Genomic DNA, 11,559 nt, shown 5'->3' on the forward strand with positions numbered 1-11,559 from the left:
CGGTACGTGCGCGCAATGGTTGGGTGAACATCCACAACTCCGGCGATGATTTCCGTGCGTTCCTTGAGAACCAGGAAAAAGTCATTGGCGATCTGATGAAGAAACTGGGCTTCCTGTAATAGGTAATCCACTATCTCAGAGCGGTGCGCCGCTCTGAGTTTTTTGCATGGGGGGAAAGATCATGGCGCTGGATCGCTGGATCGCACTGATATTACTCGGTATTTGTATAACTTACGGCTATACGGCTTGGTTCACCATGGACGCAGGCCTTGCCCCATTCATGAAACGCAACCCGATCTGGCCAAGCACCTTTCCAAAGGTCTTGTCGATCCTTGGCATCTTTGCCTGCCTCGTTATTCTTTCGGGTTTTGAAAAATCCGAGCCCAAAGAAGCCGAGATCGACTATCGCCGCCTGCATGAATACAAGCTTGGTCAAGCAATCATGTTGCTGGCCTTGATGGCTGTCTACGCGCTATGCCTGCGCCCTGTTGGTTTCATCATTTCGACAATTTCATTCTTGTTCCTTGGTTCGTTCATTCTGGGCGAACGTAAATGGATCCTGATGATATCGGTTGCAGCGGTTGCAACGATTATCGTCTGGTATCTGGTTCAGCAGGTCTTGGGCATCTACATGCGTCCACTACCAAGCGTTTTGGGAGGCTAACATGCTAGAGGGACTTCTCATTGGCCTTCAAACGGCCATGTCATTCCAAAACCTCGCGATGGTTATTGCGGGCTGCCTGATCGGGACTTTCATTGGTATGCTTCCGGGCCTTGGCCCGATGTCGATCATTGCAATCATGATCCCGATTGCCATTTCAATGGGTGACCCGTCTGCCGCGCTGATCCTGCTAGCAGGCGTTTACTATGGCGCGATCTTCGGTGGCTCTACATCGTCTATTCTGCTTAACGCGCCTGGCGTCGCGGGAACGGTGGCCTCCAGTTTCGACGGCTACCCGATGGCGCAACAAGGCAAAGCCGGAAAAGCGCTGACAATTGCCGCGGTCTGTAGTTTTGCAGGCGGTACAATCGGTGCAATCTTGCTGATGATCTTCGCGCCGATGCTGTCCTCTGTCGCACTATTGTTCCATTCGGCTGAATATTTCGCGTTGATGGTGGTGGGCCTATCGGCGATCGCAGCCTTTGCGGGAACAGGGCAAGTCGCCAAGGCGATGATTATGACGGTTCTCGGCCTTATCATGGCCACAGTGGGCGAAGGCGCATTGTTCAGCCTACCGCGCTTCACAGGCGGTATTATGGACCTGCAATCAGGCTTTGGCTTTATCACGCTTGCTATGGCGATGTTTGCCTTGCCCGAAGCGCTTTTTCTGGTTCTGAAACCCAAAGAAGCCGGCAGCGCAGACAGTGAAATCAAAGACCTACGCATTACGCGCACCGAAGCACGCCTAATTGCGCCAGTCATTGGCCGCCAATCGATTCAGGGTTTCTTTATCGGCGTTCTGCCAGGTGCGGGCGCAACCATCGCAAGCTTCCTTGGCTATGCGGTTGAGCGCAACCTCGCAACCAAAGAAGAGCAAGCCGAATTCGGCAAGGGCTCGATCAAAGGGCTCGCGGCACCGGAAACTGCGAACAACGCCGCCTGCACCGGCTCCTTCGTTCCCCTGCTTACGCTTGGCATCCCTGGCTCTGGTACAACCGCGATCCTTTTGGGTGCTCTTATCGCTTTGAACGTATCGCCCGGCCCACGCTTGATGATCGACGAGCCGCAAATTTTCTGGGCGGTCATCATGTCGATGTTCATCGGTAATTTGGTTTTGTTGATCCTTAACCTGCCCTTGATCCCCTACATCGCAAAAGTTCTCTCGATCCCACGTAATTTCCTGATCCCGTTCATTTTGTTCTTCACCTTAATGGGCGCATATATCGGCCAGAACAACGCAACAGAGCTGTTGATCCTTGTCGGGTTTGGCATCTGCGCGACAGCCTTGAAGTTCGCGGACTATCCACTGGCCCCACTCTTGATCGGCTTCATCTTGGGCGGAATGCTGGAAAACAACTTCGCGCGTTCCATGCAGCTCTATGATGGGATTTCCTTTATCTGGGAGCGGCCAATGACGCTTGGTTTATTGATTATTGCGGTGGTCCTGATCCTGCTGCCCAGCTACCGCGCACGCCGCGCAAAGCACCGCGCAGATGGCGTGGCCGACGGGGATTGAGCAACGCAGTCAATTTGACTGGATTTCAACGCGGCTTCACATTTAGGATTGGATAACTTCGTGTCGGGGTGCTATTTGCAGCCCGACATTGAATGTGAGCGCTAACAGTGCTTCCAAATTTGCAAAGGACACGGGCTATGATCTTGAACTGTGGTGAAGCACTTATTGACATGGTTGCCGGAGAAATGAGCGATGGCCAAACGGGTTTCGTCCCTCACTCTGGTGGTGCGGTGATGAATACAGCGGTCGCACTTGGGCGCCTTGGTGTTCCAAGCAGTTTCTTCGCTGGCCTTTCGAGCGATCTCTTCGGAGCGCAGCTCAAAGCTCATTTGAACGCAAGCCATGTCAGCTTTGACCTCTGCCCGATCAGCGATGAACCAACAACACTTGCTTTCGTGCAACTGGAAAACGGTCAAGCCAAATACGCATTCTTTGATGAAAACACAGCGCTGCGCAATCTTGCACTTGCGGATATTCCAACGATCCCGACAGGCACCAAAGCTTTGTTCTTTGGTGGTATTTCCCTAGCTTATGGCCCTTGCGCGACGACCTACGAGCAAATGCTCGTGGACGTTTCCTCGGATCTTGTAACGATGCTTGACCCGAATATCCGCCCGAGTTTTATCCGTGATGAAACCGCATTTCGTGCCCGGCTAACGCGGATGATCGGCGCGAGCGACATTCTGAAACTCAGCGATGAGGATCTGGAGTGGCTTGAGGGCGAAGGCAGCATAGCCGATCTGGCGAAGGGTCTATTGAGCAAGGGCGTTAAGCTGGTTTTAATCACCCAAGGCGGCGACGGCGCGACGGCCTATCATGCGGATTACGCCGTGCATGTGCCCACGATCCCTGTTGATTTAAGCAATTCAGATACAATTGGCGCTGGCGATACATTTAATGCAGGTATTTTGGCGTCTCTCCATGAGAACAACCTGTTGAGCAAAGGCACGATTGCCGGACTTTCAAAAGCAGATGCAGAAGCCGCGCTGATTTACGGAATGAAAGCTGCGCGCGTTACAGTTTCGCGCAAAGGGGCAAATCCCCCTTGGAAACACGAGCTAAGTTAACGCTGAGAAACGCTTGCGCGCGCCGTCGGGCGCGCAAGACTATTGCTTTCATGACCCTAAGATCAGCCCCTTACGAGCTCGTAATTGGGATCGTAGATGTCGCGCTCGATAACTTCAGCCGCGACCATCTTGCCAGACACGTCGATTTCAACATTGGTGCCGATACTCTCGTAGCCAGGCTTAACGAAAGCATATGCAAGGTTAAGACCCGTGCGATACGCCCAGCCACCAGATGAAACCGTACCTACAACTTTGCCCGCATCCATCAGCGACGCACCACCATGTGCATGACCATCAGTGCTATCAAGTTTCAAGGTAACGAGATGCACTTTAGGGCCGGCAGCATGACGCTTTTCTAGTGCAGCCTTGCCGACAAAATCTGGTTTATCCATCTTAACAAAGCGATCCAGACCAGTTTCAAACGGGTCAAATTCTGTCAAAATGTCTGCTTTCCAATGCAGATAGCCTTTTTCCAGTCGCATAGATTCAACGGCCAAGGCACCAAAGAGCGTCATACCATGTTCCTTGCCTGCTTCGCGTAGCGCTAGATAGGCTGCGTAGAGCGATGCGTTTGGAACATGGATTTCATAAGCCATTTCGCCTGAGAAACTGACCGACATAACCGTCGCTGGCGCATAGCCGATAAAGCATTCGCGCACCGACAGCCATGGGAAGGCTTCTTTGCTCCAGTCCGCACGACTGACAGACTGCATAACTGCACGCGCCTTTGGTCCAGCGATGACAAGGATCGTCTGATCGTTGGTGAGCGAGCGGATCTGCACGTCTTCATCATCACGAAGATGCTTTTGCAGCCAGTCCATATCGTGCAATTCGGACGCCGCCGCCGAGCCGTACCAGATCCGCGCAGGTCCACGCTCCGAAGCCGGGATATTGGCAATCGTCGCTTCGCCCTTCAACATACCATGCTCATTGAGCAGATAAGCAAGCCCAACGCGCCCGTCCTTGCGCGTGAGGCGGCCACAGATCATCCGGTCAAGAAAGTCTTGTGCGCCTGATCCTGTGATTTCAAAGCGGTTGAAACCATTGACTTCGGTCAGGCCAACGCCGTTCTGAACACCCTCAATTTCCTTGCCGACAATGTCGAAGCTTTCATCAAAGCCAAAGCCATAGGTCACGTGGAAGTCCGGATTTGGCTTAAAGTACTCAACGCGTTCCCAGCCGTTAACCACTGTAAACTCGGCATTTTCTGCGGCCAGAACTGGCGTAAGCGGCGTGGTTTTCGCATTGCGGCCAACTGGGCGGTGCTCGTTCGGGAAGTGGAAGCGGAATTCGTTCTGATAATCTTCAATCGCTTTCAACGCGGTCAGTTCCACATTGGTGTGGCCTGCAAAGCGGCGCGGATCGATGCACCAGGTGTCGTATTGAGCCTCGCCATGAACAATCTGTTGCGCCAGCAACCAGCCGTGACCACCGCCCTCACCCAAACCTGCGCGCAGGCCGATGATGCAGAATGCATTACGCTTTCCGGGGATCGGACCAACCAGAGGTGCGCCGTCAATCGTATAGGTAATCGGGCCGTTAACAATCGTTTTGATACCCGCCTCAGCCAATGCAGGCATGCGCGCGAACGCGCCTTCAAGCACGTCCATGACGCGGTCCAGATCATCCGGACACAGCGCGTTGACAAAGTTCGGGTCAACCCCGTCCATGCCCCAGGTTTTACAATCCTGTTCGTAGAAACCGACTAGCAAACCACCCTTTTCCTGACGGGAATAATAGTCGGAAATCGGACAACGCAGCAGCGGAATTCGCTTACCGGCATTGACGACTTCGGGAATGTCATCAGTGATGAAATACTGGTGCTCCATTGATGTAACAGGATGCTGCACACCCATCATCGCACCGACCTCGTTTACGCGATACCCGCATGCGTTCACTACGATCTCGCAGTCAATGTCACCTTGGTCGGTGTGAACCGTCCAAGTGTGATCCTTATGCTGGGTCAGCGCCGTCACAGCGGTGTTGCGATAGACCTCGGCACCCGCTTTACGCGCACGATAGGACAGCGCGCCACAAAGCTGGGCGGGATCGATATGACCATCGCTTCCGTCCCAAAGACCGCCAAGCAAGTTGTCTGTTGAAATCAATGGATGGCGACGCGCGCATTCTTCGGCGTCAATCACTTCAAACTCGACATCCATGCCCCGGGCCATTGATGCAAAATGACGATAGCCTTCCATTTGCGCTTCAGTGTTGGCAAGGCGGATGCCCCCGTCTCCATGGTTATAGCCGACAGGATATTCGGGATCGTCGCGCAGTTCCTTGTAAAGATTGATGGAATGGGTTTTCAGGCCAACCATTGTCTGGTTCATACCGAAATTCGTCACCTGCGCAGCCGAATGCCAGGTCGTGCCTGACGTTAGCTCGTTGCGTTCCAGAAGAACGACATCGCTCCACCCTTCCTGAGTCAGGTGATAAAGCGTAGAACAGCCGGCGATGCCGCCGCCAATAACAACAACGCGCGTGGTGGATTTCATGATGTCTCTCCAAAAAGCTCTCGTGCAGAACCTGTTTCAGTGCAGCAGAATACATGGAGTCGGACAATCTTTATTAACATTGAAATGCATTAGGAATCATTAATTCAGGTTTTCTGAATAATCTCTATTGCACCACCAATGAAACCCAGCTGCGCCGAAGCTTTGGGCAGTACCCGTTCGGCAAGGCAACCGCGCAGGTCCGCAGCAATAATCGCGGGCAGGTCACCTAAGGCCCCTGCCCGCGCATGAAGCTCCAAGCGTCGCGAGAACTTTGGCATTTGTAACGGGCGCGGTTCTACCAGATCGCGCGCCAATGGCGTGCCAAGGTAGGCAAGTGCCGTTGTAATCGCCCAACCATCCAGTTCCGCCGTCATCGCAAAAAGTGCTTGATTGGTCGAGAACGCAAAACCGCGCGCAGCCGGTTGACCGGCACGGCGCAGGTGCGCTTCAATCTGGCGGCCAATTGGCAGGCTTGCCTCGTAGCGTATCATTGGCGCTGTATTCAGTGCCGCGCTAAAGCCTTTGGCCGTCACCAGAATAAACGGATCGCGCAAAATGGGATGGCGTTCGACCCAATCCACTTTGGCAACCGTATCCACCGCAAGGGTCATATCGACAGCGCGCGAACTAAGGGCATCATGGTTCTCATGGCTTGCGCCGCTAATGAGGGACAACGCGGCTTTCGGGAAGCGTTCAGTCAGCTTCAAAAGCCAAGGCGCTGTAACCGTTGCGTCCAATTCTTCGATGGACGCAATGCGCAGCGACAGCGGCGGGGATTGATCCGCCAACGCCAAGCGCACCTTGGCCGCGCCAACATCATCAAGAAGTGCTTTGGCGGGTTCCAGAAACAGCGCCCCTGCGCGGGTCAAACGGAATTGCCGCGCAGAGCGTTCGATCAGCCGCGTGCCCAACGCTGCCTCAAGCGTTGCAAGCTGCTGTGATACGGACGACGGGCTCATGCCTAGCATATGTGCAGCGCGGGTGACGGATTGCGCTTCTACGGCTGCAACAAAGTTCTGCACGGCGCGAAAGGTGAAAGGGGGTTCATTCTGGTCCATACCGAAATCTATAATTCAGTTTTCATGGATGTCTGCACATTTTCTTGCCACAGCACTGCATTGCCTAGACGGTGCGCGCATGAGTGATGCACGCAAACGATCCGGCGGCCGGCGCGCCCGTCATGCCCAACGCGCGGCTCCGCCCGCAAGCAACCCGGCATCACCGGGTCAAATCGGTGGGCAATATCGTCCGTTGTCAGAACCTGACCTGCAAGCGATCTACGATACCGCACTTAGGCTTTTAGCAAAGCTTGGCATGGGCGAGGTCCCAACGCGACTTTGGGAAGATCTGATTGCAGCTGGCGCGACGGATTTGGGTAATAAGCGCATTGGCCTGCCCGGGACTCTGGTAGAGGCAACAATTGAACAAGCCGCGAAAACCTTTACCTTGCATGGCCGTGATCCTGAACGCTCTATCGAGGTGGGCGGCGAAAAAGTCTACTTCGGTACAGGCGGTGCGGCGGTCAACACGCTTGATCTGGACAGCGAGGCCTATCGCCCGTCGACTTTGCAAGACCTGCATGATTTTACGCGCCTGCAAGACACGCTTGATAACGTGGCTTGGTTCACCCGCTGCTGCATCGCGACAGACGTGCCAGATCCCTTTGATCTGGATGTGAACACCGCCTACGCATTGATGAGGAACACCAGCAAACCCGTCGCGACGGCCTTCACCTTGGCCGAACATGTGGACCCGATCATTGACATGCTGGATATCGTTGCGGGCGGCAAAGGGAAATTTGCAGAGCGTCCTTTCTTGAAAGCCCATATCAGTCCGGTGATCTCGCCCATGCGCTTTGGCGAGGATGCTGTGGATGTGGTCTACAAATGCATCGAACATAACATCCCCATGTCCTGCATTACGGCCGCACAAGCAGGGGCGACCGCGCCTGCCACGCTCGCGGGATTTCTGGCGCAGTCACTTGCCGAAACGCTTGCAAGCCTTGTTATGGTCAATGTGATCTCTCCGGGTTTTCCAATGGTCTTTTCTAATTGGCCGTTGGTCATTGATCTGCGCAGCGGGGCCTTTGCTGGCGGCGGCGGCGAGACGACGGTTTTGAACGCAGCCTCGGCGCAGTTGTCTAACTGGCTTGGCCTGCCCTCTGGCGTGGCGTGTTCCATGACCGATGCCAAAGCCATCGACGCGCAATACGGTGTGGAGAAAGGCATGACGTCGCTGGCCGCCGCGCTGGCAGGTGGCAATCTGATCTACGAAAGCTCTGGCATGACCGCCGCCTTGCTTGGCGCGAGTTTCGAAGCGTTCATTCTGGATGATGAGATGCATGCGATGAGCTATCGCGCGCTGCGCGGGATCGAAGTGAGCCAGGAAAACCTAGGGTTTGACGCGATCTGCGCCAGCGTTCTGGGAGAGGGGCATTTCTTGGGGTCGGATCAAACCTACGCCGCGATGGAACGCGACTATCACTATCCAAAACTAGCCGACCGCGAACAACCGCGCACGTGGCAGGAGGACGGGGCCAAAGATGCCTGGTCCCGGGCGAAGACACGCGCCAAAGCGATCTTGGCCAAGCACTATCCAAATTATCTGAGCGACGAACAAGATCGCCAGATAAGGGCCATGTTCAACATATTGGAATAGAACGCAAAAGGGCCAGAAGCGTACTTCCGGCCCTTCAGAACTAGCTTTGCTAAGTTATCTAGAATTCGACGACCGCCCGAATGGATTTCCCTTCGTGCATCAGATCAAAGCCATGGTTGATCTCTTCAAGCGTCAGCTTGTGCGTAATCATCGGATCGATCTCGATCTTCCCGTCCATATACCAATCTACGATTTTGGGAACGTCCGTGCGGCCAGAGGCACCGCCAAAGGCCGTGCCGCGCCATGAACGTCCTGTTACCAGCTGGAAAGGACGCGTTGAAATCTCTGCGCCCGCAGGTGCCACACCGATGATGATGCTCTCGCCCCAACCCTTGTGCGCCGCTTCGAGCGCTGTGCGCATGACATTCACATTGCCTGTCGCATCGAAGGTATAATCGGCGCCGCCGCCCGTCAGCTCGACCAGATGCGCAACCAGATCGCCCTCAACCTTGGAGGGGTTCACAAAATCGGTCATGCCGAAATGGGTGCCCATCTCGACCTTGCCGTCATTCAAATCAACACCGACGATCTGGTCCGCGCCCGCAAGACGCAGACCTTGGATCACATTCAACCCGATACCGCCCAAACCGAAGACAATTGCCTTGGACCCGATTTCAACTTTGGCTGTATTAATCACTGCGCCAATGCCCGTAGTCACACCGCAGCCAATGTAGCAAATCTTGTCGAAGGGCGCGTCCTTGCGCACTTTGGCCAGCGCAATCTCGGGCACGACGGTATGGTTCGCGAAGGTTGAGCAACCCATGTAGTGGTGGATTGGCGTGCCATCGAGCATCGAAAAGCGCGTCGAGCCATCGGGCAAAAGTCCCGCGCCCTGCGTGCTACGGATCTTTTGGCACAGGTTGGTTTTCGGATTTAGACAGTACTCGCATTCGCGGCATTCAGGCGTATAGAGCGGGATAACGTGATCGCCCACTTCAAGACTGGTCACGCCTTCACCGACTTCGATCACAATGCCCGCGCCCTCATGGCCAAGGATAGCAGGGAAGATGCCCTCGGGGTCATCGCCAGAGCGGGTGAACTCGTCAGTATGGCACAGGCCTGTCGCTTTGATCTCGACAAGGACTTCGCCTGCGCGAGGGCCTTCCAGATTGACTTCCATAATCTCGAGCGGTTTGCCAGCGGCAACGGCAACGGCGGCTTTGGTGCGCATCTTCAATTCTCCCAGATTTGATTATTCTTCCGGCACTTTCGCCGCTTGCTGATCTTTCTCACAAAACCCGCGCGCCGCGTCAACGACCGATCTGAGCGCGCGCGCTTGATTACATAGGCGCAACTGAAATGCCGATCACATGCGAATGAAAACCCAACAGCGCAAAGTAGATCAAAATCGCGGCGCATAATCGAATGGCGACATCGCGTTTCATTAGTCCGAACCGCGACACTGGCAGGGCCTTGAAAGCGGCCTGTGTTTCTTGCCAATGCGCGATCGTCATCTCACGCTGCTTGCGCCGGTCGATGAGCCGCGTTCCAAGAAAGGCAAAGCCTGCAAACACACCAAACAGAAAAACATGCGCCAGATCACCGTTCGGCAAAAGATGCAGTGCCGCCCAAAGGCCGAGCGCTAGCAAAATAGGATGCCTTACCCAGCGCACAATGCCCGGGCGTTCAGGGTCAAAGTTTTCATTTCCTGCGCCGCCAAATGAAAACGGGTTCGTCCGCCCGAGACTGAAGGCAAGGATCAGGCACACCGCAAACATGCCCATCTGCAACGCAGGGTAATGCCACGACGCTTGATCCCAAAGCGGCACGAAAGGCGCGCGAGCTGCCGCGGTTATCACCGCGCTTAGCATCGCCAGGGACAGACAGGAGTAAGCAATTGTGAATCCGCGCTGTCCAAACCAACGCACCAACACCCTACGCACCCTTGGACGCGTCGGGATCGAATGGGTTAGAAAGAACGCGGCAAAGACAGCGAAGTAGGCCAGCCAACTCATGCTCGGCGCTTAGGTGATTACGTCAGGGGTGGTGCGCCCGATAAGTTCCTGCATGTTGCTGACATTCAGCGCTGCGCTCAAAACCGGCTTTAGGGCAGTTTGCGTTTCCTGATTTACGTCTTGCCCAAGCCCTGAATACTGCTCGCAATAAAGCCGCAGGGTCGCGCCTTGCGTGCCCGTTCCAGACAGTCGAAACACAGCGCGACCGCCGCCTTCGAACATGATGCGAATTCCCTGGTTGAGGCTAACCGATCCATCAACAGGATCGTCATAGGAAAACTCATCCGCATTCGCGATGCGTAAGCCCTCAACGGATTGGCCCGCCAGATCAGGCAGCTTCGCGCGTAGCTGCTCCATCAGTTTGTTGGCATCATCGCTGGCGACGTTTTCAAAATCGTATCGCGAATAGTAATCACGTCCATAGCTGGCCCAGTGATCTGCAACAATCTCTGCAACCGACTGCTTGCGCACGGCCAGAATGTTGAGCCATAGCAAAACCGCCCAAAGCCCGTCTTTTTCGCGCACGTGGTTCGAGCCGGTTCCCGCACTTTCTTCGCCGCAGATCGTGACCTTGCCTGCATCCAGAAGATTGCCGAAAAACTTCCAACCTGTTGGCGTTTCATATGCACCGATACCGAGCTTTTCCGCAACGCGGTCGCTGGCGGCGCTGGTCGGCATTGAGCGCGCAATGCCCGCCAATCCACCTGCATAAGCAGGGGCCAGATGGGCATTGGCGGCAAGCACAGCAAGGCTGTCGGAGGGCGTTACATAAGCGCCGCGCCCAACAATCATATTGCGATCCCCGTCCCCGTCAGAGGCCGCGCCCATGTCCGGCGCATTCTTGGACATCATCAGGTCCATCAGTGTTTTCGCCCAGATCGGGTTGGGATCAGGATGGCCCTTGCCGAAATCTTCTAACGGGATGCCGTTAACCACCGTTCCAACAGGCGCGCCAAGTGCCCCTTCCAGTATCGCCGTTGCATATGGGCCCGTGACCGCGTGCATTGCGTCGAAACACATCGTAAAGCCATCCGCAAACAAAGCACGGATTGCGTCGAAATCAAACAAGTCTTCCATAAGCGCCTGATAGCTTTGCACCGGATCAACGACTTGAATGGCCATTTCGCCATGCTGCGTTTTGCCAACCACGCTGAGATCAACATCCTCAACTTCGGCCAACTTGTATTGGGTGATAGCCTCGGTC

The 11,559-nt window shown here is 55.0% G+C and carries 9 protein-coding genes and 1 pseudogene; 5 read left to right on the forward strand and 5 right to left on the reverse strand.

All coding sequences use genetic code 11. The features are described 5' to 3' along the window. The 4 genes and pseudogenes from WBC85_RS14925 to WBC85_RS14940 form a co-directional block, all read left to right on the forward strand. Window positions 1–119: pseudogene (locus WBC85_RS14925) on the forward strand (tripartite tricarboxylate transporter substrate binding protein); the annotation flags it as partial. 62 nt (window positions 120–181) lie between these two features. After that, the gene (locus WBC85_RS14930) at window positions 182–664 is read left to right on the forward strand and encodes a tripartite tricarboxylate transporter TctB family protein (RefSeq protein WP_424438982.1); all 483 of its coding nucleotides are present in this window, start codon (window positions 182–184) and stop codon (window positions 662–664) included. Between the two features lies 1 nt (window position 665). Next, on the forward strand, window positions 666–2,177 hold the full coding sequence (locus tag WBC85_RS14935) for a tripartite tricarboxylate transporter permease (RefSeq protein ID WP_424438958.1): 1,512 nt from the start codon (window positions 666–668) through the stop codon (window positions 2,175–2,177). Between the two features lie 137 nt (window positions 2,178–2,314). Beyond that, on the forward strand, window positions 2,315–3,244 hold the full coding sequence (locus tag WBC85_RS14940) for a carbohydrate kinase family protein (RefSeq protein ID WP_424438961.1): 930 nt from the start codon (window positions 2,315–2,317) through the stop codon (window positions 3,242–3,244). A gap of 62 nt (window positions 3,245–3,306) precedes the next feature. Here the strand turns inward: WBC85_RS14940 and WBC85_RS14945 are convergent, their stop codons facing one another. Together WBC85_RS14945 and WBC85_RS14950 are read right to left on the reverse strand one after the other, a co-directional pair. After that, window positions 3,307–5,742: a GcvT family protein gene (locus WBC85_RS14945; protein ID WP_424438964.1), complete on the reverse strand. Its 2,436-nt coding sequence runs from the start codon at window positions 5,740–5,742 to the stop codon at window positions 3,307–3,309. 104 nt (window positions 5,743–5,846) lie between these two features. Continuing rightward, window positions 5,847–6,800, reverse strand: a complete 954-nt coding sequence (locus WBC85_RS14950) for a LysR family transcriptional regulator (protein WP_424438967.1) — start codon at window positions 6,798–6,800, stop codon at window positions 5,847–5,849. A gap of 79 nt (window positions 6,801–6,879) precedes the next feature. Here WBC85_RS14950 and WBC85_RS14955 point away from each other — a divergent pair, with 79 nt between their 5' ends. Beyond that, window positions 6,880–8,400: a trimethylamine methyltransferase family protein gene (locus WBC85_RS14955; protein WP_424438970.1), complete on the forward strand. Its 1,521-nt coding sequence runs from the start codon at window positions 6,880–6,882 to the stop codon at window positions 8,398–8,400. A 58-nt stretch (window positions 8,401–8,458) separates the two neighbouring features. Here WBC85_RS14955 and WBC85_RS14960 read toward each other — a convergent pair whose 3' ends face one another. From WBC85_RS14960 to WBC85_RS14970, 3 genes are all read right to left on the reverse strand, one after another. After that, window positions 8,459–9,571, reverse strand: coding sequence for an S-(hydroxymethyl)glutathione dehydrogenase/class III alcohol dehydrogenase (locus WBC85_RS14960; protein ID WP_424438973.1), 1,113 nt, complete (start codon window positions 9,569–9,571; stop codon window positions 8,459–8,461). A 109-nt stretch (window positions 9,572–9,680) separates the two neighbouring features. Next, window positions 9,681–10,355, reverse strand: a complete 675-nt coding sequence (locus tag WBC85_RS14965) for an NnrU family protein (protein WP_424438976.1) — start codon at window positions 10,353–10,355, stop codon at window positions 9,681–9,683. 9 nt (window positions 10,356–10,364) lie between these two features. Continuing rightward, on the reverse strand, window positions 10,365–11,559 hold a 1,195-nt coding region (locus tag WBC85_RS14970; RefSeq protein WP_424438979.1), incomplete at its 5' end, for an alpha-D-glucose phosphate-specific phosphoglucomutase.

This window comes from Planktotalea sp., assembly GCF_049680325.1.
Classification (GTDB): Bacteria; Pseudomonadota; Alphaproteobacteria; order Rhodobacterales; family Rhodobacteraceae; genus Planktotalea.